The organism is Porphyrobacter sp. AAP82 (assembly GCF_000331285.1).
In the GTDB taxonomy this organism is placed as follows: Bacteria; Pseudomonadota; Alphaproteobacteria; order Sphingomonadales; family Sphingomonadaceae; genus Erythrobacter.
Genome location: NZ_ANFX01000051.1, coordinates 1 through 21,094, shown reverse-complemented (window position 1 = coordinate 21,094; position 21,094 = coordinate 1). Strand labels below are relative to the sequence as shown.

Here is a 21,094-nt window from a genome sequence, read left to right as displayed (position 1 = left end):
CCCGCGTTACCGAGGCGCGGCGCGCGATGCCAGAGAGATTTACCCGCCGATCCCGCCCGGCCGGGTGAGCACGTAGTAGATCACGTAAAGCCAGCTCAGAAAGCCGTGGATCGCAGCCCAGATCACCGACTTGTGGAGGCTCCAGCTGATCGCCACCGCAATCGCGCTGCCGAGGCCGATGCCGGCCTGCGCGGCGGCGGAGCGCGGGCCGCTCACAGTTCGACCCCGCTGGCGATGGCTTCGAGCTTGCGGATGCGCTCCTTGAGGTCGGCCAGTTCGATGCGCGCGGTGCCAAGCCCCGAGCCTTCCTCGGCAACGCGGCCCGCGCCGGCGCGGTCGAGCTCGCTGCGCTTGAGGTCAAGCCAGCCCTGCCAGGCGCGTAAGCCCGCACCCGCCAGCACGATCACTGCCACGAGCAGCCCGGCAGTCAGCACCAGAGTGGGATCGAGAAGGACAGTGGTCATTGCTCCGTTTCCTCCTTCTTGCCCGCGGGAGCCCCGCGCAGCGCTTCGATTTCGGCAGCGATCCGCGCTGTGCCGCGCGCATCGTCGGTATTGGCGTCGGTGGCGATCCGTTCGAGCACCTTGATCCGCTCGCGCAGGGCCTCAAGCTCGCGGCGCGTGGCTTCATGCTCGCCGCCCTTGCCGTCGCCGGGCGGCGCGGCGAACTTCTGGTTGCCGTCCTCGTCGGTGACGATCCCGGCCCGGGCGCGTGCGACCTGCACAAGGCCCCAGATGCAGATGCCCACCAGGGCAACGATCGCCCAGCTGCTCATTACGCGGTGTCCTTCACCTTGGGGAGGGCCGGGGTTTGCGCGCGCAGCGCCTCGATCTCGTCGGCCAGCAGGCTGCCGCGATCGGTGGCGATGCGTTCGAGCACGCGCAGTCGATCCTCGATCGCCTGCTGGCGCTCGGCGATCTCGCGGATGTCGGACCCCGCAGGGGCGCCCTCCGCCTCGTAGCGCAGCCGCTTGTGCTGCATCACCTTGTCGACGATGCCGTTGATGCTGACGCCGGCGATCAGCACGATCGCCACGACCATCATCGCGATGACCACCATCTCGCCCATCACGCCGCGCCCTTGTCCTTGAGCCCTTCGAGCGCACGGTCACGCAGGGCATCGATTTCGGCGCCGAGGTGATAGCCGCCGTCGGTCACGATCCGCTCCACATTGGCGAGCCGGTCCTTGACCGCGCCCAGTTCGGCGCGCAGCTGGGCGTTTTCCTGGGTCAGCAGCACCACGCGTTCGGCAGTCTGCTTGTCCGAGCCCGGCTTCAACGACTGGCCCCACATGCCTTCCAGCGGGTAGCCGTTCTTGATCTTGAGCCTGGTCGAATGCACCGAGGCCATGATTCCCGTCACCGAGACAAGCACGGCAGCGGCAATCAGCCAGCCGATATAGGGCAGGATGGCAGCAAAGTTCGGGTCCATCAGATGCGCTCCTTGGTGAGTGCGGGCGCATCACGCAGCGCGTCGATCTCGGCGCTGAGCGAATAGCTGCGGTCGGTAACGATCTTCTCGAGCACCACGAGGCGGTCCTGCATGGCATCGACCTTTTCGTGGAGCGCCTTGTTCTCGGCCTTCAAGCGCTGGGTCTCGGCGGTGTCGGTGCGCTCGGTCTTGCCGCCCCACTCGTCCTCGAGCGGATAGCCATGCCTGGCGCGGATCCAGTTGTTGATCAGCCAGCCTGCGGTGCAGACGATGACGATCATGATGACGAACGGCGGGGCTCCGAAATCCATCACACGCGCTCCTTCTTGTCGAGGCCGAGCGGAACGCCGGCGTCCTGGTCATCGACACGGCGCTGGTCGCGCAGCGCCTCGATCTGGGTGGCGATATCGTAGCCGCGGTCGGTGACGATGCGTTCGAGCACTTGCACGCGGTCTTCGAGCTTCTTGATCTGCCCGACATATTGCGCGGCCTTCTCGGCAGTCTGTTCGGCGGTGGCGCCAACCTGCATCTCGGCCATCTTCTGCTGGTGCTTGGTCCAGATGGCGACGATCGGGATGAGGAGGGCGATGATCGGGATCATGACGCCCAATTGTGCTACGTCCATTATCCGGGTCCCTGTTGCTTGAAGCGGAAGGCTCAGCGCAGCCGCTCGATTTCGGCGGTCAGGCGCGGGTTGCTGCTGACATAGTGGGCTTCCACCGCGGCCAGCCGGCGATCGACGTCGCGGAACGCGGCGCGGATCTCGCGGGCGGTGCGGCGCGGGCTCTGGCGCACGCCCTGCCAGTACTTCTTCTCGCTCTCGTCACGATAGAGATAGGGCGGCTTCTTGTTGAGGATGAAGCCGGCGATGAAGTAGGCGAAGATCGGCCAGCCCATCCCGAAGGCGAGAGCCAGTGCCACCAGGCGGACCCAGAACACATTGACCCCGGTGTAATCGGCGATCCCGGCGCACACGCCCATGATCTTGCCGTTGTGCTTGTCGCGGTAAAGCGTGGTGCGGGGGCTGTTCACGAGCGGGTTCCTTTCTTTTCGAGCATCAGCTTCTCGAGTTCGCGCAGCTGTTCGTTGTCGCGTTCCTGATCGGCGATCATGCGGCGGGCGGGGGTGAAGGCGGGGTCGTCGGTGGCGACCAGTCGTTCGACCGTGTCCATCCGTTCATCGAGCCGCTTGGCGAGATTGTAGAGTTCCTCCAGCAGCACCTCGTCATCGGCGGTGATGGTGGGGGCGGTCTTCCACTTGGTCATGTAGTGGAGCACCATCCAGGGCAGGCCGATAAAGATCGCGCCGATGGCCATGACACCTTCGATTTCCATGACTTATTCCCCCTTTTCGTCGGTCTTGCCGAGCGCCTTCTTCATCGCGGCGAGTTCATCGTCGATCGCGTCCGAACCGCCGAGCGCGGCAATCTGGTCGGCGAGCGAGGGCGGGCCGTCCTCGGCGATGCGCAGCGCGTCGGCGCGGCCCTCGGCGTAGTCGACGCGGCGTTCGAGCTGGTCGAAACGGGCAAGCGCCTCGTCGGTGCGCTCGGTGCTCATCAGCGTGCGCAGCTTGACGCGGTTCTCCGCGCTTTCGAGGCGCGCGGCGATCGCGGTCTGGCGGCTGCGGGCCTCGCGCAGGCGGTGTTGCAGCTTGGCAATGTCGGCCTCGTAGGCGCGCAGCGCATCGTCGAGCACGGCGATTTCCGCCTTCAATTGGTCGGCCATGTCGCCGGCCTTCTTCTTCTCGACGAGAGCGGCCCGGGCGAGATCCTCGCGGTCCTTGGAAAGCGCGAGCTGCGCCTTTTCGGCCCAGTCGGCCTGAAGGCGGTCGAGCTTGATGCAGTGGCGGTGCATTTCCTTCTGGTCGGCGATCGTGCGCGCGGCGCTCGCGCGGACTTCGACCAGGGTTTCCTCCATCTCGAGGATGATCATGCGGATCATCTTCGAAGGATCATCGGCCTTGTCGAGCATGTCGTTGAAGTTGGCGGCGATGATGTCACGCGTACGGCTGAAAATGCCCATGAAGGCTACTCCATCGAGAAACGAATTGACCCGGTCGAGGGGAGCGACTCGCTCATCGTGCGACGCGGTGCTGGCTCCGCGAGATTGGCCCTTGCCGGGTTTGCGGCGCAAGGCTTCGATTTCCGCGTCGAGCCGCGACAGGGGGTTGCCGGCCGACAGCAGGCGGGAGGGTTGGGCCGGAGCATCGCCGAGGTCCACGTTACGGGTGGGCACCGTAAGGCGCTCGGCATCGGCAGGGGGGACAGCCTGCGCGGGGCGCTCCGGCCCGAGGGGGTCAAAGGGATCGGCCACGTCAGGCGATCTCGATCACGGCGCCGGCTTCGCTGGCGGGGTGGGCAAGCGGAGCCGCGCTGGCGGCGCCGGGCTGAAGCTGCGAGGACAGCGCGATCATCATCACCATGGCGGCGATGCTGGCCATCGCGGCATGGCCGAGCTTGGTGTTCCAGAAGCTGGCGGCTTGGGCGTTGCGGTCGATCATTGTGGGCCTCCCCAGGTGTGTCCGTGGTCTTGCCGGGTATTTTGCACGGCCCGTGCCAAACTGCGCGAATGGCGGAATTGTGCGGTTTTTCGTGTCGGGGGCGGACAAGGCGTTGGCCTCTATTGCCAAGCATTGGGGAATTTCACTATAGTTTGGACATGAAGCTCGAGAGCCAGTTCATCGGCCAATCCGGGGCCTTCCTCGACGCGGTCGAACGCGCCAGCCGCGCCGCTTCCATGAACCGCCCCGTGCTTGTCATCGGCGAACGCGGCACGGGTAAAGAACTGATCGCCGAACGCCTTCACCGCCTGTCGAGCCGCTGGGACGAACCGCTCGTCACCATGAACTGCGCGGCTCTGCCCGAAACCCTGATCGAGGCCGAACTGTTCGGCCACGAGGCCGGCGCCTTTACCGGCGCCACCAAATCGCGCGCCGGCCGCTTCGAGGAGGCCGACCGCGGCACCCTGTTCCTCGACGAGCTCGGCACGCTCTCGATGGGCGCGCAGGAGCGGCTGCTGCGGGCGGTCGAATATGGCGAGGTCACCCGCATCGGCGCCTCGCGGCCGATCCGGGTCGATGTGCGCATCGTGGCGGCGACCAACGATGATCTCCCCGCGCTCGCGGCCTCCGGCGAATTCCGCGCCGACCTGCTCGACCGCCTCAGCTTCGAGGTCATCACCTTGCCGCCCTTGCGGGTGCGCGAGGGGGATATCGGCGTGCTCGCCGAATATTTCGGCCGCCGCATGGCCGCCGAACTCGATTGGGACCGCTGGCCGGGCTTCGCCCCGCATGTCATGGAGGCACTCGAGGATCACCCTTGGCCGGGCAATGTCCGCGAGCTGCGCAACGTGGTCGAGCGCGCGGTCTATCGCTGGGCGGCCGACGACATGCCGATCGCCCATGTCCAGTTCGACCCCTTCGACAGCCCGTGGCGTCCGCGCCCGCCCGAGCACCGCCGCAGCAGTGCCGCCCCGGCCGGGTCCGCGCCCGCCGGAGGGTTTGCCGCGCCATCGCCTGCCGGCGTCAATCTCGATTCCATCGAGGACCTGCGCGCCGCGGTCGACGCGCACGAGCGCGCGATCCTCGCCCATGCCTTGGGCAAGCACCGCTGGAACCAGCGCCAGACCGCCCGCGCGCTGGGGTTGACCTACGACCAGCTGCGCCACTGCATCCGCAAGCACGCGCTGATGGAGGGGCAGGACTGACGCTGCTAACGGGGCGCGCGCCTAACGGATTGGCAAGTCTTTTCGATTATTGCTCAGGTTCGACTTGGGGCAAAAAGATACCGTGCAAAGGCTATCCGAAAATTTCTCTCGGAAATTCGGCGCTCTACGCGGCAGCGTGGACGAATCGGTCCTGCGCAGGCGGGGCGCGTGCTGATATGCGGTCCGATCTGTCGGCAACGCCGCCCCTCCCTTTGTCAGCCACGCCCGCTTCGGGTAAGCTGACGGCGGTCGCACCGGCTTCCGGCGCCGAGTCGCGCGCACCGGTCACCGGCGGCCAACCGGCGCCCGGTTTACTGCGGGGGGAGCAAGGGATGGTGGACCCGAAGCCTCAGCCGGACGATGCGCCGCCCGTGCCGATCGGACGGCGCGCGGCGCCGCGCCTGCGCCTCAGCCTGCCCGCACAGCTTATCGCGATCGAGAAGGCGCACACCTGCATCCTTCTCAACCTTTCGCGCACCGGCGCTCAGGTCGCGATCCTCGATGCGATCCGCGAAGGCGAGGGCGCGATCCTGCGCTGCGGGATGATCAACCATTTCGTGATCGTCGCCCGCAGCGAATTCGGCCTCAATGCGCTCGAGTTCGACGAGCCTCTCACCGATGCGATCGTGCTCGACACGCGGCGCTATCACGAGAATTTCGAGGAGCGCGAGAAGCGCGCCCTGATCGAGACCGCCCGCAAGTGGGTGACCGGCGACACGGGCGACGACCGCGCGACCTGATCCCGGCACGATCGCCGCCGCGTGATTGTCCCTAGGCGGCTGCGGAAGGACTTTCACCGCATTGCGGTTAGCCTCGCCCGATGACGGACGCCGGGCACTTCATTCCCCCGACCCGAGACGATTCGGAGACGGCCATCGGCCGCCGTGCCGCGGCGCGTCTGCGGCTCGCGATCCCGGCGCGCTTCGTCTCGATCACCGCCACCCAGGCCTGCATCCTCCTCGACATTTCGCGCAGCGGCGCGCGCATCGCGCTGGTCAGCCCGGCGCCGTGCCGGCAATCGGGCTATATCGCAATCGGCCGGCTCGAGGCCTTCGGCATGGTGGTGCGCAGCGAGACCGGCCACGGCGGCGGGATCAATGCGGTCGCCTTCGACGAACCGCTGGCCCAGGCCGAAGTGCTCGCGATCCGCCGCTTTGCCGAGAATTTCGAACTGCGCGAACGCCAGGCGCTGCGCGAGCAGGTGCGCAAGTGGGTGACGGGCGAGAAGTAGCGCCGCCCGGCAGTGCCCCCGGCGGTTGAGGCTTGCCAAACCGGGCAAAGCGCACTAGGTGCACCGCCAATCCCGACATTGTCACAACAAGGTTTGGATGCTGGCGCCTCGCGGGGCCGGCCCGAAACCGCATTGCCGCAATGTCGCCTGAACCAAGGACCCGCGTGACCGATATCGCCCGCCTGACCCGGTTGATCCAGCCCGAAGCCACCGCGCTCGGGTTCGAACTGGTGCGCGTGGCGATGGTGCCCTCCGAAGCCAGGGACGGCGGCATGGCGCTCCAGATCATGGCCGAGGACCCGGCGACCGGCCAGCTGGTGCTCGACCAGTGCGCTGCCCTCTCGCGCCGCATCTCCGATGCGATCGACGCGGCGGAGGAGGTGGGCGAGGAACTGGTCGAAGGCGCCTATCACCTCGAAGTCAGCTCGCCCGGCATCGACCGTCCGCTCACCCGCGAGAAGGACTTTGCCAATTGGGCGGGGCACGAGGTCCGCATCGTCATGGACAAGGGCCATGACGGCCAGCGCGTCAACAAGGGCGTGCTCGGGGGCCTTGAGGATGGTATGGTCCTTGTGGCCGAAGTGAAGGCGGGCGATGTGCGCCTGCCGCTTGCACAGATTCACAGCGCCAAGCTCGTCCTCACCGACGCGCTGATCGCCGCCACCCGCCCGCTGGACACCAGCGGGGCCGACGAACTCATCGAAGAAGATACAGAGAAGGCAGACGACTGATGAGTGCCATTTCCGCCAACAAGGCCGAACTCCTCGCGATCGCCAACGCGGTCGCCTCGGAAAAGATGATCGACAAGGCGATCGTCATCGAGGCGATGGAAGAGGCGATCCAGAAATCGGCGCGCAACCGCTACGGTGCGGAAAACGACATTCGTGCCAAGCTCGATCCGCTGACCGGCGATCTGACGCTGTGGCGCGTGGTCGAGGTGGTCGAAGAGGTCGAGGACTACTTCAAGCAGGTCGATCTGAAGCAGGCCGACAAGCTCCAGCCGGGCGCCAAGGTGGGTGACTTCATCGTCGATCCGCTGCCCCCGGTCGATCTCGGGCGCATCGATGCGCAGTCGGCCAAGCAGGTGATCTTCCAGAAGGTCCGCGATGCCGAGCGCGAGCGCCAGTTCGAGGAATTCAAGGACCGCCAGGGCGAAGTCATCACCGGCGTGATCAAGTCGGTCGAATTCGGCCACGTCATCGTCAATCTCGGCCGCGCCGAGGGCGTGATCCGCCGCGACCAGCAGATCCCCCGCGAAGCCGCCCGCGTCGGCGAGCGCGTGCGTGCGCTGATCACCAAGGTCGAGCGCAACAACCGCGGGCCGCAGATCTTTCTGAGCCGCGCGCACCCCGACTTCATGAAGAAGCTGTTCGCGCAGGAAGTGCCCGAAATCTACGACAACATCATCGAGATCAAGGCCGCCGCCCGCGACCCGGGCAGCCGCGCCAAGATCGGCGTGATCAGCCGCGATTCGAGCATCGATCCGGTCGGCGCCTGCGTCGGCATGAAGGGCAGCCGCGTCCAGGCGGTGGTGCAGGAACTCCAGGGCGAGAAGATCGACATCATCCCCTGGTCGGAAGACACCGCGACCTTCGTGGTCAACGCATTGCAGCCCGCCACGGTCAGCCGCGTCGTGCTCGACGAGGATGATGGCCGCATCGAGGTGGTGGTGCCCGACGACCAGCTCAGCCTCGCGATCGGCCGCCGCGGCCAGAACGTCCGATTGGCGAGCCAGCTCACCGGCCACCAGATCGACATCATGACCGAGGAAGAGGCGTCCGAGAAGCGCTCCAAGGAATTTGCCGAGCGTTCCAAGATGTTCGAGGAAGAGCTCGACGTGGACGAGACCCTCTCGCAGCTGCTGGTCGCCGAAGGCTTCGCCGAGCTGGAGGAAGTGGCTTACGTGGACCTCGCCGAACTGGCGAGCATCGAAGGCTTTGACGAGGAACTCGCCGAGGAACTCCAGAGCCGTGCATTGGAAGCGCTCGAACGTCAGGAAGCCGCGCACCGCGAAGTGCGCCGGGGTCTCGGCGTCGAGGATGCGCTCGCGGAAATCCCGCACCTTACCGAAGCGATGCTGGTCACGCTCGGCAAGGCGGGGATCAAGACATTGGACGATCTCGCCGATCTCGCCACCGACGAGCTGATCGCCAAGAAGCGCGAAGCACCGCGTCGCCGCGCCGCGGCCGATGGCCCGCCGCAGCGCCGTCCGCAGCGCGAAAGCGACAAGGGCGGGGTGCTCGGCGAATATGGCCTCTCGGAAGAGCAGGGCAACGAGATCATCATGGCTGCGCGCGCGCACTGGTTCGAAGACGAGCCTGTTGAGGAGGCCGCCCATGCGGACTCCACCCAATGAGCGCCTGACGTCCGACATCGCTAGCCCGTCGCCCTCCGCCAAGGCGGAGAGCGAGCGGCGTTGCATCCTCTCCGGGGAGACCTCGGCGCGGGATAGGCTGGTGCGTCTGGCGATTGCGCCGGACGGGCTGGTGCTGCCCGATGCCGCGGCCAAGGCCCCGGGGCGCGGTGCGTGGATCGGCGTCACCCGCGCCGAGCTTGAAGCTGCGCTTGCCGATGGCCACCTCAGGAAGGCGCTGATGCGCGCCTTCAAGGGTGCGCCTCTGGCCATCCCCGACGATCTGCCCGCACGCATCGAGGCGGCGCTGGCGCGGCATCTCGGCGATCGGCTCGGGCTCGAACTGCGTTCCGGTAACATCGTGATGGGTTCGGCCCGGATCGAGGAGCAGGCGAGGAGCGGGCGGATCGCCGTGCTGCTCCATGCCAGCGATTCCAGCGAGGACGGGCGGCGCAAGCTCGATCAGGCCTGGCGCGTCGGCAATGACGCCGAAGGCTCGGGCGAACGCGGCACGGTCTTGCCTCTGGACCGCACCGCGCTGTCTGTGGCATTGGGCCGCGACAACGTGGTCCACCTTGGGGTCGCCGGCCATCCCGGTGATATGCGCGCCGCACAGCGCGTGCTCCAGGCGGTCTCCCGGCTGGTGCATTTCGCCGGGAATGATCGGACGAGAGCGACGCATGATGACGGCCGGGACCTGCCCGGCGACGCTGGCCGGTCTTCGGGCGGGGCAACGGCAATTGACGAATACGTGAAGGACTGACGAGCGATAATGAGCGACGACAACGACAACCAGCGCACCCGCAAACCCCTCGGCCTCAAGCGGTCGGTGGATGCGGGCGAGGTCAAGCAGACCTTCAGCCACGGCCGCACCAACAAGGTGGTGGTCGAGGTGAAGCGCCGCCGCGTGCTCGGCAAGCCTGGTGAAGCGGCTCCGCCGCCCGCGCCCGAACCGGTCGTGGCCGCTCCGCCGCCGCCGCCGCCTCCGCCGCCCGCGCCTGCGCCCGCTCCCAAGCCCGCGCGTCCGGCTCCGGCGGGCGAGACCCCGCAGGAGCGCGTCAAGCGCCTCCAGCTCGAAGCCGAGGAAGAGCGCCTGCGTCTCGCCGAGGAAGCCCGCAAGCGCGAGGACGAGGAACGCGCGCGCGCCGAAGAGGACGAACGCCGCCGCGCCGAGGAACGCGCCCGCGCCGAGGAAGAGGCCGAGCGCCAGCGCGCCGAGGCTGCCAGCGCGCCCGCTTCGCCCGCGCCCGCGCCCGAGGCTGCCGCGCCGGCCGCCGCCGCGCCAGAGGCGCCCGAAGCGGCCCCTGCAAGCAGTGCTGCCGCGGTCCCCGCCGCGCGCCGCTTCACGCCCGTCGAACGCCCCGAGCCCAAGCGGCCCGCAGTCCTCGAGGCCAAGCCAAAGAAGAAGGACGACAAGCGCGCCGCGCCGGCCGACGAGGGCAAGGACAACCGCCGGTCGGGCAAGCTCACCGTCACCCGCGCCTTGAACGAGGACGAAGGCCGCCGTGCGCGCAGCCTCGCCGCATTGAAGCGTGCGCGCGAGAAGGAACGCCGCGGTCAGGGCGGCCCCAGCAAGCCGCGCGAGAAGCAGGTGCGCGATGTGGTTGTCCCCGAGGCGATCACCGTCAGCGAACTTGCCAACCGCATGGCCGAAAAGGGCGCGGACCTCGTGAAGGCGCTGTTCAACATGGGCATGATGGTCACGGTCAACCAGACCATCGACCAGGACACCGCCGAACTGCTGGTCGAGGAATTCGGCCACAACATCACCCGCGTTTCCGCGAGCGATGTCGATATCGACACCAGCGCCGATGAAGATCCGGTCGAGACGCAGCAGCCGCGACCGCCGGTGGTGACGATCATGGGCCATGTCGACCACGGCAAGACCAGCCTGCTCGATGCCCTGCGCGGCACGGATGTGGTGAAGGGCGAGGCCGGGGGCATCACCCAGCACATCGGCGCCTACCAGATCACCACCAAGGACAAGCAGAAGATCACCTTCCTCGACACCCCCGGCCACGCGGCCTTCACCGAGATGCGCATGCGCGGGGCGAACGTCACCGACATCGTCATTCTGGTGGTCGCGGGCGATGACGGGCTGATGCCGCAGACCATCGAGGCGATCAACCACACCAAGGCGGCCGGCGTGCCGATGATCGTTGCGATCACCAAGTCGGACAAGCCCGAGTTCAACCCGCAGAAGATCCGCGAGCGTCTGCTCGAGCACGAAATCGTCGTCGAGGCGATGTCGGGCGATGTGCAGGACGTGGAAGTCTCGGCCAAGACCGGCGCCGGGCTCGACCAGCTGATCGAGGCGATCGGATTGCAAGCCGAACTGCTCGAATTGAAGGCCCGCCCCGACCGCGATGCCGAGGCGACCGTGATCGAAGCCCAGCTCGACAAGGGCCGCGGGCCGGTTGCGACCGTGCTCGTCACCCGCGGGACGCTCAAGCGCGGCGATACCTTCGTGGTCGGCACGCAAAGCGGCAAGGTGCGCGCGATCGTCGACGACAAGGGCCAGCAATTGAAGGAAGCCGGCCCCTCGATGCCGGTCGAGGTGCTCGGCCTTGGCGGGGTGCCGTCCGCGGGCGACAACCTCACCGTGGTCGAGAACGAGCAGCGCGCCCGCGAGGTCGCCAAGTACCGTCAGGAGCTGGCGACCGAGAAGCGCACCGCGCTGGCGCCGACCAATTTCGACACGATGTTTGCAGGCCTCGCCTCCAACGTCATCGAATTCCCGGTGGTGGTGAAGGCGGATGTGCAGGGCTCGGTCGAAGCGATCGTCAACGCGCTCCACAATCTCTCGAACGACGAGATCAAGGTGCGCGTTTTGAATGCGGGCGTGGGCGCGATCACCGAGAGCGACGTGCTGCTGGCGGCGGCCTCGAAGGCGCCGATCATCGGCTTCAACGTGCGCCCCAACGCCAAGGCGCGCGACCTGGTGAAGCGCGACGGGGTGCGGATGATGTATTACGACGTCATCTATCACCTCACCGACGCAGTCGCCAAGGAGATGGCGGGCGAATTGGGGCCGGAGCGGATCGAAACCGTGGTCGGGCGCGCCGAGGTCAAGCAGGTCTTCCCGGCGGGCAAGAAGGACAAGGCGGCCGGTCTGCTGGTTCTCGAAGGCGCGATCCGCAAGGGTCTGTTCGCGCGTCTCACCCGTCAGGATGTCATCGTCTCGGCCACCAAGATCGCCTCGCTCAGGCGCTTCAAGGACGATGTGGACGAGGTCCGCGCCGGTCTCGAATGCGGCGTGGTGCTGGAAGACACCAACGACATCAAGCCGGGCGACAACCTCGAAGTCTTCTCGGTCGAGGAGCGTGAGCGGACGCTGTGATAATCACCCCTCCCGCTCGCGGGAGGGGCCGGGGGTGGGCCCGAGCCGCGCGCGCCGGATGCCCACCCCGCTGCGACTAGCCAGCAAGCTGGCAAGTCTCGCGCTCCTCCCGCAGGCGGGAGGGGGTAAGGGAGCCGAATGAGCCTGAACGATCCACATCACCCAGACGATGCCGGGCAGTCGCCCCACACGGCGCTGCTCGGCAGCGAGTTCGTCGGCTTCGACGCGGCGAGCCAGACCGTCACCATGCGCTTTACCGTCAAGCGCGAGGTCTGCACCTGGCGCGGGGGCGTGCAAGGCGGGCTGGTCGCGGGCTATCTCGATGACGTGATGGGCTATGCCTATGTCGCGGCGACCGGCGGCGTCATGGCACCGCTCAACCTCGACATTTCCATGAGCCTCATCCGCCTGATCCCCGAGGGCGCGACGATCACGGCCAAGGGCCGGGTGGTGAAAGCGGGCCAGCGGGTGATCTTTCTGGAGGGCGAACTCTTCGCCGAGGACGGGACGGTCTACGCCCGCGCCACCTCCACCGCGATCCCGACCCCGCGCCCGACCGCGACCGACACGGGGATGGGGTAGCAAGCGCGATCACGGCTTGCGTGCGGTGTTCTGAAAAGCTAAACACGTGTGGTGGAAGTCCGAAACTCTCCGAACGCCACGAGGGCCTTGCGCCGGTGTAACAAGCGCGAGCTGATCCGGGAAAAGATCCAGCTCTTGGCTCGTGATCCACTCGCGCTGAGTGCCAATATCAAGGCGTTGTCAGGACGTGGGGATAATCGCTTGCGCGTTCAGGATTGGCGGGTGATCTTCGAATTTCGCGACGGTTTTGTGGAGATCAAGGAAGTCGTGCCGTGCGGCGGCGCATACAGGGAATGAGGCGATGACAGCCCAGTTTATCGAGATCGACGGCAAAAAGATGGCTGTGTTGGCGATCGCTGATTATGAAGCACTTCTGGAAGCGGCGGAGGAGCGGGAGGACTGTCAGCTCGCTGCCGAGGCAGATCGTCGGCGAGCTGCTGGCGAGGAATATGTGCCATCATCACTGGTAGACCGGCTTATCGACGGCGAAAATGCCTTGCGCGTGTGGCGTGAATACCGCGGGCTAAGCCTCAACCGTCTCGCCGAGGTGTCGGGCGTCAACAAGGCAATGGTTTCGCAGCTTGAGAACGACAAGGCGCACGGCAAGCCCGCCACTTGGCGCGCGCTGGCTGATGCGCTCAAGGTGACGGTCGACGACATCCTCCCGCTCGATTGATGGCAAAGCAACCCTTCACCGCGCAGCAGCAATCGGTCCGCGTCCTCAAGGTCGGCGAGCGGGTGCGGCATATCCTCTCGGAACTGCTCGCGCGCGGCGAGGTGCATGATGATGTGGTGAGCGCATCGCACATATCGGTCACCGAGGTGCGCATGACCCCGGACCTGCGCCATGCGACCGCTTACGTGAAGCCCTTGCTGGGGGCGGGCGACGAGGACGTCGTCCACGCCCTCAGGCAGAACACTGCCTTCCTCCAGCGCGAGGTCGCCCAGCGACTGGGCCTCAAATTCGCCCCCAAGCTGAAGTTCCGCAAGGACGAAAGTTTCGCCGAGGCTGACCGCATCGAAGCCCTGCTGCGCGACCCCAAGGTGGCGCGCGATCTCGACGACGAGGAGGACCAGGACGGGGCCGGCTAGCGCGGCACCATCCGCGCCTTCAGCGTGATGTCGACCTTGTTGCCGACGATCAGCTGATAGGACGTCATCCCGAACTGCCGCCGGTCGATGGTCGTCGTCCCGGTGAAGCTTACCGGCTTTCCGGCATTGCGCACCGGATCGGCATCGAAGGTCACGGCGAGCGTCGCTGGCTTCGTCACCCCGCGCGCAGTCAAATCGCCCGACACCGTGCCCTTCGTGGCGCTCGCCAGTTTCAGCGAGCGGCCGGTGAAGCGGATCGAGGGATATTTCTCGACCCAGAAGAACTTGTCGCCCCGCAGCCTTGCAAGGGTGACGCTATCGGGCGCCTGGATCGCGGTGGCATCGAAGGTGACGTCGATCATCGCCTTTTCGGGTGCGCCGGGCACGATCGTCACCGCGCCCTCCATCCGGGGGAACCGCGCGGTCTTGCTGGCGAGGCCGAAGAAGGGCACCTTGGCCGAGACATTGCTCGCCGAGGCATCGAGCGTGTAGCGCTGCGGCACGGCAGGCGCAGCGGCCAGCGCCAGCGCCGCGATCAGCGGCAGCAGAAAAAGGCGGGTGAGGGGGCTCGTCATACCTTCTCCCATACGCACGACTTGCGCAAAAGGTTCACATCGCGCTCGCCGCGCAGGCGGCAAAGCGTTAGGCAGCCGCGATGGCCAAGCTCTACTTCTACTACGCCAGCATGAATGCAGGCAAAAGCTCGCACCTGTTGCAGGCCGATTTCAATTACCGCGAGCGGGGCATGCGCACCATGCTGTGGACCGCCGCGCTCGACAGCCGCTCGGCCGGGATGGTGAGGAGCCGCATCGGATTGGAGAGCGAGGCGCACCAGTTCACGCCCGAAACCGCTCTGTGGGCCGAGGTGAACGCCGTGCATGACGCGGGCAAGCTCGATTGCGTGCTGGTCGACGAGGCGCAGTTCCTGACGGCAGATCAGGTGTGGCAGTTGGCAAGACTGGCGGACGAGGGCGGCATTCCGGTGCTGTGCTATGGCCTGCGCACCGACTTCCAGGGCGCGCTGTTCCCCGGTTCGGCGGTGCTGCTGGGGATCGCGGACGCACTGGTGGAGCTGAAAGCCGTGTGCCACTGCGGGCGCAAGGCGACGATGAACCTGCGCGTCGATGAAAGTGGCGCGGCGGTGCGGCAGGGCCAGCAGACCGAGATCGGCGGGAACGACCGCTATGTCGCGCTGTGCCGCAGGCATTTTTCGGCAGCCCTGAACGGATGACCGCTCCTCTCTCAGGCTGGCTGATCCTCGACAAGCCGCGCGGGATGGGCAGCACCCAAGGGGTGAGCGCGGTCAAGCGGGTGCTGCGGCAGAACGGCTATGCGAAAACGAAGGTCGGCCACGGCGGGACGCTCGATCCGCTCGCCGAAGGCGTGCTGCCGATCGCGCTGGGCGAGGCGACCAAGCTTGCCGGGCGGATGCTGGATGCCTCCAAAATATATGAGTTCACCGTGCAGTTCGGGCGGGAGACGGACACGCTCGACACCGAGGGGACGGTGATCGCGACCAGCGATGTTCAGCCGGGGTTCGGGCCTGTCGAAACCGTGCTTGAACAGCGCTTCACCGGCGAGATCGAGCAGATCCCGCCCGTCTATTCGGCGCTCAAGATCGATGGCGCGCGCGCTTATGACCTTGCGCGGCGCGGCGAGGAGGTTGCGCTGCCGTCTCGCAAGGTCACGATCTACGGTTGGGAGTATGTCGCGGAGGGCTTCGTCGGCGAGTGGGACCCCAGCGAGCAATATGCCACCTTGCGGGTGCACGTCTCCAAGGGCACCTATATCCGCTCCCTCGCGCGCGACATCGCCCATGCCCTTGGCACCTGCGGCCATGTCACCTACTTGAGGCGCATCAAGGCTGGGCCCTTCCGCGAGGAACAGGCGATTTCGCTGGACTTGCTGGAGGAAAGCGCTAAGGCACGGGGCCTTGAACACCTCCTCCTGCCGCTGGAGGCGGGGCTGGACGACATCCCGGCCCTCGCACTCGACCAGACAAGCGCGCAGGCGGTCCGACAGGGCCGGGTGCTGTCTGGCATGCCCCACTCATCCGGGCTCTATCTGGCGAAACTGGGCACGGTTCCGGTCGCGCTGATGGAAATTTCGGATGGCACGGCCACGGTCGTGCGCGGGTTCAACCTTCCCGATGTCGCTGAGTAAGAGAGAATTGATATGTCGGTGACCGCCGAAAAGAAGCAGGAAATCATCACCTCGAACGCCCGTGATCCCAAGGACACCGGCAGCCCGGAAGTCCAGGTCGCGATCCTCACCGAGCGCATCCGCAACCTCACCGAGCACTTCAAGGATCACCACAAGGACAACCACTCGCGCCGCGGCCTGTTGATGATGGTGAACAAGCGTCGCACGCTGCTCGCCTATCTCAAGAAGAAGGACGTCGAGCGCTACAACGCCCTGATCCAGAAGCTGGGTCTGCGTAAGTAAGAGTTTTGCGAGGGGGCGGCTCAAGGGCCGCCCTTTTTTGCATGTGGGGCTTGGCAGGCATCCGGTCTGCCGCGCCTCGGGGCCAGACCAGCGCCCCTAACCGGACCGGGACGGTTGTTTCCCCGGCACATGAGGCCCCGCGATGGCAATATGGCCGCGCGGGTCAGAAGGAAAACCAATGTTCGACACGAAAACCGTATCGCTGGAGTGGGGCGGAAAGACCCTCACTCTGGAAACCGGGCGCATTGCCCGTCAGGCCGATGGCGCAGTGCTTGCGACCTATGGCGAAACCGTGGTGCTGTGCGCCGTCACCGCCGCCAAGAGCGTCAAGGAAGGCCAGGACTTCTTCCCGCTCACCGTCCACTATCAGGAAAAATTCTCGGCTGCCGGCCGTATCCCCGGCGGCTTCTTCAAGCGTGAACGCGGCGCGACCGAGAAGGAAACGCTCACCAGCCGCCTGATCGACCGTCCGATCCGCCCGCTGTTCCCCGAAGGCTTCTATAACGAGATCAACGTGATCGCGCAGGTCCTGTCGTTCGACGGCGAGACCGAGGCCGATATCGTCGCGATGATCGCGGCGTCAGCGGCGCTGACCATCTCGGGCGTGCCCTTCATGGGCCCGATCGGCGCCGCGCGCGTCGGCTTCATCGAGGGCGAATATGTCCTCAACCCGAAGCAGGACAAGGCGCTCGCCGAGGGCCGTCTCGACCTCGTGGTCGCCGCGACCGACAAGGCCGTGATGATGGTCGAGTCCGAAGCCAAGGAACTGACCGAAGCCGAAATGCTCGGCGCCGTCATGTTCGCGCATGACGCAATCCGCAAGGTCATCGGCGCGATCGTCGAGCTGGCCGAGAAGGCCGCCAAGGATCCGTGGGACGTCGACGTCAGCGACAACACCGCCGACATCAAGGCGAAGCTCAAGGACCTCGTCGGCGCGGATATCGCCGCAGCCTACAAGCTCACCGACAAGTCGGCGCGCTCCAATGCGCTGAACGAGGCGCGGGCCAAGGCCAAGGCGGCCTTCGCCGAGGAAACCCCGCAGACCCAGATGGTCGCGATCAAGACCATGAAGAAGGTGGAAGCCGATATCGTGCGCACCGCCATCCTCAAGGAAGGCGCGCGCATCGATGGCCGCAAGCTCGATCAGGTCCGCCCGATCGAAGCGATCGTCGGCTTCCTGCCGCGCACCCATGGCTCCTCGCTGTTCACCCGCGGCGAAACCCAGGCGATCTGCACCACCACCTTGGGCACCAAGGATTCCGAGCAGATGATCGACGGGCTCGAAGGCCTCAGCTATTCCAGCTTCATGCTGCACTACAACTTCCCGCCCTATTCGGTCGGTGAAGTGGGCCGCTTCGGCGCGCCCGGTCGCCGCGAAGTCGGTCACGGCAAGCTCGCCTGGCGCGCATTGAACCCCGTGCTGCCGAGCAAGGAAGACTTCCCCTACACCATCCGCGTGCTCTCCGACATCACCGAATCCAACGGCTCGTCCTCGATGGCGACCGTGTGCGGCGGGTGCCTGTCGATGATGGACGCGGGCGTTCCGGTGAAGGCGCCGGTCAGCGGAATCGCCATGGGCCTGATCCTCGAAGGTGACGAATTCGCCGTCCTGTCGGACATCCTGGGCGATGAAGACCACCTCGGCGACATGGACTTCAAGGTGGCCGGGACCGCCGAAGGCATCACCACGATGCAGATGGACATCAAGATCGCCGGCATCACGCAGGAAATCATGGCCAAGGCGCTGGAGCAGGCCAAGGCCGGCCGCATGCACATCCTGGGCGAAATGGCCAAGGCGCTGACCGGTGCGCGCACCGAAGTGTCGAAGCACGCGCCGCGCATCGAGACGATCCAGATCGACAAGTCGAAGATCCGCGACGTCATCGGAACGGGCGGCAAGGTGATCCGCGAGATCGTCGCCGAAACCGGCGCCAAGGTCGATATCGACGATGAAGGCGTGATCAAGATCTCGTCCTCCAACCTCGACGAGATCGAAGCGGCGAAGAAGTGGATCCTCGGCATCGTCGAGGAAGCCGAAGTTGGCAAGATCTACAACGGCAAGGTCGTCAACATCGTCGATTTCGGCGCCTTCGTGAACTTCATGGGCGGCAAGGACGGTCTCGTCCACGTCAGCGAAATGAAGAACGAGCGGGTCGAGAAGCCGACCGATGTCGTCTCCGAAGGCATGGAAGTGAAGGTCAAGGTCCTCGAGATCGACCAGCGCGGCAAGGTCCGCCTGTCGATGCGCGTGGTCGACCAGGAAACCGGCGAAGAGCTGGAGGACACCCGCCCCCCCCGCGAGCCGCGCGAACCGCGCAGTGATCGCGGCGACCGTGGTGATCGCGGCGATCGTCGCGGGCCCCGTGGCGGCGGCGACCGTGGTCGCGGTGGCGATCGCGGCGGACGCGGCGGCGACCGCGGTGGTGATCGGGGCGGCCGCGAACGCGACAGCGGTCCGGCGGGGCTCCCCGACTTCCTGAAGGACTGATCGCCTCACCTGAGGTATGAACAAGAGGCCGCCCGGAGCGATCCGGGCGGCCTTGCATTTGGACACGGACGACAATGCTCCAGCGCTTGCTTGTAGACACCGCCCGGATCGAGGACGGCGTCACCCTCGAACTCTACACCCATGCCGGGCACTTCATGATCGTGATGGGCCGCAACGAGCTGATGAGCACGCGGATGCGGTTCTCCGAAGAACAGCTCGCCGACCTCACCATCGACCGGCTGGGCAAGGACAATGCGCGGCTGCTGATCGGCGGCTACGGCATGGGATTCACCTATCGCGCAGCGGCCGCGAAGCTCGGCGCGCGGGCGCAGATCGTGGTCGCCGAGATTTCCGAGGCGATCATCGACTGGGCCAAGGGCCCGATGGCGGCGCTGACGGGCGAGGGCCTCGCCGACCCCCGCCTTGACCTTAAGATCTGCGATGTCGCCGCGCTGATCGATGACGCGAACGACGGCACTTGCGACAAATTCGATGCCATCCTTCTGGATGTCGACAATGGCCCCGACGGGATCGTGCGCGATGCCAACAACCGCATCTATTCGCGCACCGGCCTTGCCAAGGCGCGCGATGCCCTGACCCCCGGCGGGATTCTGGCGGTGTGGTCGGCAGGGCCCGACCCTGCCTTCCGCAAGCGGCTCTACGATACCGGGCTCCAAGTCACTGAATGGAACGTCCGCTCGCGCCCGGGCAACAAGGGCGCGCACCATATCATCTGGTTCGCTCAGAAATCATAGATCAGCGTCACGCGGCTCAGCGTGTCGGTCTGCACCGCGCCCGGCGCGGGGTTGCTGTCGTATTCGACCGCATAGGACAACCGCGCCTTCAGCTTTTTGGCGATCGCCGCATCGAGCCCGGTCACAAGGTCGATCGAGGTGTTGCGCGAATCGATGATCGCGATCGCCGATCCCCCGGTTTCCGCGACCGCGTTGGTGTCCTGCGTGAACTTCAGCCTTTCGGTGATCTGCCAGTCGAAATCGAGCGCCAGCAGCCCGGCGATGCGGTCCTCGCTGCGCCCGTCGGTGAATTGCGTCACGCGGTAAGCGGGGCCGGCCTTCAGCGACAGCTGCACGTCCTTGCCCTTGATCGCCTGGTAGCCCATCCCGCCCGAGACGGCATAGCGCCCGGTATAGCCCTGGAAGCGGTCGCGCTCGTACTGGGCGAGGGCATAGACGTAGAAATTGTCCGAGACGTTCACATTGGGCTCGTAGCGCGCCAGGAACTGCTCGCGCGTGGTGACCCCGCTGGCGCGCTGGTAATCGGCGCGCCCCGTCAGGCGGTGGCGCCACTTGATTCCCTGCCGTTCGAGCGAGAGCCCGGCGGTGAAGCCGGTGTTGGAGGTGTTGCCGGTGGAGCGGAAGCCGCCAAGCTCGCCCCGGCCGCTCCAGTTGTCGAACAGGTCCGCCTCGCGCAATGCGGCGAGCTTGGCCTCCTCCTCGGCCTTTTTGCGCGCGGAGAGCGCGGTGTTGAAACTGGCGACGAGAGCGTCGATTTCGGCAGTGTCGGCCGGGTTGGTCTGCCTGGCGAGGTCGGCGACGGTGCGCACCTTGGCTTCATCGCCCGTGGCAATCGCCGCGTCGATCATCGCGCGCACCGGTCCGGGCAGTTCGGCGAGCGCGGGGGTAGCAGCGCTGGCGAGCGCGGCGGCGATGGCGATGCTGGTGATGCTGGTGATGCGTCCGGCGGTCATGTTAGCGCTCCCTTCGGCCAGCCCCTCAATAGCGGCGCGCAAGGGGCAAGGGCAAGATGGCCTGCGCATGCCCCGGACAAAAGCGCTTTCCTACAGCAACTTGATTGCGGCACTATCGCATCATGGCAGAAACCCGCGTCTTTTCCCTGCATCCGGCGAGCGCACAGGCGCCCGATGCAGGGGCAGGATTTCGTGCCCAGGACAGTGTCTCATGTGTCTCCTACAACGCTCCTCGCGCGGAGCGAGGCGGGGCGGAGACGGCGCGAATCGGGGCGGGCGTCAGCGGACCCGGGGGCCGCCAAAGGGCAGCGGCGGGGGCGGACGGCGCACGCCGCGCGGCAGCTGGGCCTGGTAGGCGCGGCCGCAATGCTCGACGCAATAGGGGAAGCCGGGGTTCACCTGCTCTCCGCAGAAGTGGAAGTCGGGCTCGCCCGGGTGGCCCATCGGCCAGCGGCACACCTTGTCGGACAGGTCGAGCAGGCTGGTCTTGCCGGCGATCTCGGGGCTTGGCTTGGCGGGCACCAGACGGCGCGGCGGAGCGGGCGGGATCGGTGCCTGCTGGTCGCCCGGACCCTGGCGCAGGAAGCCGCCCGGGCCGACCGAGACGATCTTGGGGAGGTTCTCGGCAGGGGCTGCGGGCGCGGCACTGTCAGCCGCCGGGGCCGGCTCGGCGGCGCGCGGTGCGGCAGGGGCGGCGGCGGCGGCAGCGGCAGCGGCAGCG

30 protein-coding genes are annotated in these 21,094 nt (G+C 66.5%); 16 read left to right on the top strand and 14 right to left on the bottom strand.

Going from position 1 to position 21,094, the window contains the following annotated elements; translation table 11 throughout:
- Window positions 1-39: 39 nt before the first annotated feature.
- The 11 genes from D620_RS16705 to D620_RS0114140 are packed head-to-tail and all read right to left on the bottom strand — an operon-like array spanning window position 40 to window position 3,929.
- Complete coding sequence (locus tag D620_RS16705; RefSeq protein ID WP_017666478.1) at window positions 40-216, bottom strand: hypothetical protein; 177 nt, start codon at window positions 214-216, stop codon at window positions 40-42.
- A complete protein-coding gene (locus D620_RS0114185; RefSeq protein WP_017666477.1) occupies window positions 213-464 on the bottom strand; it encodes a hypothetical protein in 252 nt (83 codons plus the stop codon). Before D620_RS0114185 ends, D620_RS16705 begins: the two co-directional genes overlap by 4 nt.
- Window positions 461-775, bottom strand: coding sequence for a hypothetical protein (locus tag D620_RS0114180; protein ID WP_017666476.1), 315 nt, complete (start codon window positions 773-775; stop codon window positions 461-463). Before D620_RS0114180 ends, D620_RS0114185 begins: the two co-directional genes overlap by 4 nt.
- Window positions 775-1,068, bottom strand: a complete 294-nt coding sequence (locus D620_RS0114175; protein WP_017666475.1) for a hypothetical protein — start codon at window positions 1,066-1,068, stop codon at window positions 775-777. Before D620_RS0114175 ends, D620_RS0114180 begins: the two co-directional genes overlap by 1 nt.
- Entirely contained in the window at window positions 1,068-1,430 is a 363-nt protein-coding gene (locus D620_RS15470; RefSeq protein WP_017666474.1) for a hypothetical protein, read from the bottom strand. Before D620_RS15470 ends, D620_RS0114175 begins: the two co-directional genes overlap by 1 nt.
- Window positions 1,430-1,741, bottom strand: coding sequence for a hypothetical protein (locus D620_RS0114165; protein WP_017666473.1), 312 nt, complete (start codon window positions 1,739-1,741; stop codon window positions 1,430-1,432). Before D620_RS0114165 ends, D620_RS15470 begins: the two co-directional genes overlap by 1 nt.
- Window positions 1,741-2,055, bottom strand: coding sequence for a hypothetical protein (locus D620_RS0114160; RefSeq protein WP_026092233.1), 315 nt, complete (start codon window positions 2,053-2,055; stop codon window positions 1,741-1,743). The genes D620_RS0114165 and D620_RS0114160 overlap by 1 nt, the downstream gene beginning before the upstream one ends.
- 32 nt (window positions 2,056-2,087) lie before the next feature.
- Window positions 2,088-2,462 carry an envelope stress response membrane protein PspC gene (gene pspC, locus D620_RS0114155; RefSeq protein WP_017666471.1) on the bottom strand — a complete coding sequence of 125 codons (375 nt, stop codon included), beginning with the start codon at window positions 2,460-2,462 and terminating at the stop codon, window positions 2,088-2,090.
- Window positions 2,459-2,764 (bottom strand): envelope stress response membrane protein PspB, encoded by a 306-nt coding sequence (pspB, locus tag D620_RS0114150; RefSeq protein WP_017666470.1) that lies wholly within the window; start codon window positions 2,762-2,764, stop codon window positions 2,459-2,461. The genes pspC and pspB overlap by 4 nt, the downstream gene beginning before the upstream one ends.
- A 3-nt stretch (window positions 2,765-2,767) precedes the next feature.
- On the bottom strand, window positions 2,768-3,742 hold the full coding sequence (gene pspA, locus D620_RS0114145) for a phage shock protein PspA (RefSeq protein WP_026092232.1): 975 nt from the start codon (window positions 3,740-3,742) through the stop codon (window positions 2,768-2,770).
- A 1-nt stretch (window position 3,743) separates the two neighbouring features.
- Complete coding sequence (locus D620_RS0114140; protein ID WP_017666468.1) at window positions 3,744-3,929, bottom strand: hypothetical protein; 186 nt, start codon at window positions 3,927-3,929, stop codon at window positions 3,744-3,746.
- 158 nt (window positions 3,930-4,087) lie between these two features.
- On the opposite strand from D620_RS0114140, the gene pspF reads away from it, so the two are divergent.
- From pspF to rbfA, 11 genes are all read left to right on the top strand, one after another.
- The gene (gene pspF, locus D620_RS0114135) at window positions 4,088-5,134 is read left to right on the top strand and encodes a phage shock protein operon transcriptional activator (protein WP_017666467.1); all 1,047 of its coding nucleotides are present in this window, start codon (window positions 4,088-4,090) and stop codon (window positions 5,132-5,134) included.
- Between the two features lie 332 nt (window positions 5,135-5,466).
- The gene (locus D620_RS0114130; protein ID WP_017666466.1) at window positions 5,467-5,874 is read left to right on the top strand and encodes a PilZ domain-containing protein; all 408 of its coding nucleotides are present in this window, start codon (window positions 5,467-5,469) and stop codon (window positions 5,872-5,874) included.
- Between the two features lie 80 nt (window positions 5,875-5,954).
- Window positions 5,955-6,365, top strand: a complete 411-nt coding sequence (locus tag D620_RS15465; protein WP_017666465.1) for a hypothetical protein — start codon at window positions 5,955-5,957, stop codon at window positions 6,363-6,365.
- A gap of 164 nt (window positions 6,366-6,529) precedes the next feature.
- Window positions 6,530-7,096, top strand: coding sequence for a ribosome maturation protein RimP (gene rimP, locus D620_RS0114120; RefSeq protein ID WP_017666464.1), 567 nt, complete (start codon window positions 6,530-6,532; stop codon window positions 7,094-7,096).
- The gene (nusA, locus tag D620_RS0114115; RefSeq protein WP_026092231.1) at window positions 7,093-8,721 is read left to right on the top strand and encodes a transcription termination factor NusA; all 1,629 of its coding nucleotides are present in this window, start codon (window positions 7,093-7,095) and stop codon (window positions 8,719-8,721) included. Before rimP ends, nusA begins: the two co-directional genes overlap by 4 nt.
- On the top strand, window positions 8,702-9,481 hold the full coding sequence (locus D620_RS15460; RefSeq protein ID WP_081596618.1) for a DUF448 domain-containing protein: 780 nt from the start codon (window positions 8,702-8,704) through the stop codon (window positions 9,479-9,481). Before nusA ends, D620_RS15460 begins: the two co-directional genes overlap by 20 nt.
- Before the next feature lie 9 nt (window positions 9,482-9,490).
- Window positions 9,491-12,058 carry a translation initiation factor IF-2 gene (infB, locus tag D620_RS0114105; RefSeq protein WP_017666461.1) on the top strand — a complete coding sequence of 856 codons (2,568 nt, stop codon included), beginning with the start codon at window positions 9,491-9,493 and terminating at the stop codon, window positions 12,056-12,058.
- A gap of 138 nt (window positions 12,059-12,196) precedes the next feature.
- A complete protein-coding gene (locus D620_RS0114100) occupies window positions 12,197-12,640 on the top strand; it encodes a PaaI family thioesterase (RefSeq protein ID WP_017666460.1) in 444 nt (147 codons plus the stop codon).
- 51 nt (window positions 12,641-12,691) lie between these two features.
- Window positions 12,692-12,937, top strand: coding sequence for a type II toxin-antitoxin system RelE family toxin (locus D620_RS0114095; protein ID WP_026092230.1), 246 nt, complete (start codon window positions 12,692-12,694; stop codon window positions 12,935-12,937).
- Between the two features lie 4 nt (window positions 12,938-12,941).
- Window positions 12,942-13,316: a helix-turn-helix transcriptional regulator gene (locus tag D620_RS0114090; protein WP_017666458.1), complete on the top strand. Its 375-nt coding sequence runs from the start codon at window positions 12,942-12,944 to the stop codon at window positions 13,314-13,316.
- Complete coding sequence (rbfA, locus tag D620_RS0114085; protein ID WP_017666457.1) at window positions 13,316-13,732, top strand: 30S ribosome-binding factor RbfA; 417 nt, start codon at window positions 13,316-13,318, stop codon at window positions 13,730-13,732. The genes D620_RS0114090 and rbfA overlap by 1 nt, the downstream gene beginning before the upstream one ends.
- On the opposite strand, the gene D620_RS0114080 is transcribed toward rbfA, so the two are convergent.
- Complete coding sequence (locus D620_RS0114080) at window positions 13,729-14,307, bottom strand: YceI family protein (protein ID WP_017666456.1); 579 nt, start codon at window positions 14,305-14,307, stop codon at window positions 13,729-13,731. The genes rbfA and D620_RS0114080 overlap by 4 nt on opposite strands.
- Window positions 14,308-14,387: 80 nt before the next feature.
- Between D620_RS0114080 and D620_RS0114075 the strand changes: the two genes are divergently transcribed.
- From D620_RS0114075 to D620_RS0114055, 5 genes are all read left to right on the top strand, one after another.
- Window positions 14,388-14,963: a thymidine kinase gene (locus tag D620_RS0114075; RefSeq protein ID WP_017666455.1), complete on the top strand. Its 576-nt coding sequence runs from the start codon at window positions 14,388-14,390 to the stop codon at window positions 14,961-14,963.
- Window positions 14,960-15,895: a tRNA pseudouridine(55) synthase TruB gene (gene truB, locus D620_RS0114070; RefSeq protein ID WP_017666454.1), complete on the top strand. Its 936-nt coding sequence runs from the start codon at window positions 14,960-14,962 to the stop codon at window positions 15,893-15,895. The genes D620_RS0114075 and truB overlap by 4 nt, the downstream gene beginning before the upstream one ends.
- A 12-nt stretch (window positions 15,896-15,907) precedes the next feature.
- Window positions 15,908-16,177 (top strand): 30S ribosomal protein S15, encoded by a 270-nt coding sequence (gene rpsO, locus D620_RS0114065; RefSeq protein WP_017666453.1) that lies wholly within the window; start codon window positions 15,908-15,910, stop codon window positions 16,175-16,177.
- A gap of 178 nt (window positions 16,178-16,355) precedes the next feature.
- Complete coding sequence (gene pnp, locus D620_RS0114060) at window positions 16,356-18,665, top strand: polyribonucleotide nucleotidyltransferase (protein WP_017666452.1); 2,310 nt, start codon at window positions 16,356-16,358, stop codon at window positions 18,663-18,665.
- Between the two features lie 74 nt (window positions 18,666-18,739).
- The gene (locus D620_RS0114055; RefSeq protein ID WP_017666451.1) at window positions 18,740-19,420 is read left to right on the top strand and encodes a hypothetical protein; all 681 of its coding nucleotides are present in this window, start codon (window positions 18,740-18,742) and stop codon (window positions 19,418-19,420) included.
- On the opposite strand, the gene D620_RS0114050 is transcribed toward D620_RS0114055, so the two are convergent.
- Together D620_RS0114050 and D620_RS0114045 are read right to left on the bottom strand one after the other, a co-directional pair.
- Complete coding sequence (locus tag D620_RS0114050) at window positions 19,408-20,373, bottom strand: DUF481 domain-containing protein (protein ID WP_017666450.1); 966 nt, start codon at window positions 20,371-20,373, stop codon at window positions 19,408-19,410. The genes D620_RS0114055 and D620_RS0114050 overlap by 13 nt on opposite strands.
- A 279-nt stretch (window positions 20,374-20,652) precedes the next feature.
- Window positions 20,653-21,094, bottom strand: a 442-nt coding sequence (locus D620_RS0114045; RefSeq protein WP_017666449.1) for a GcrA family cell cycle regulator, incomplete at its 5' end; no start/stop codon positions are given.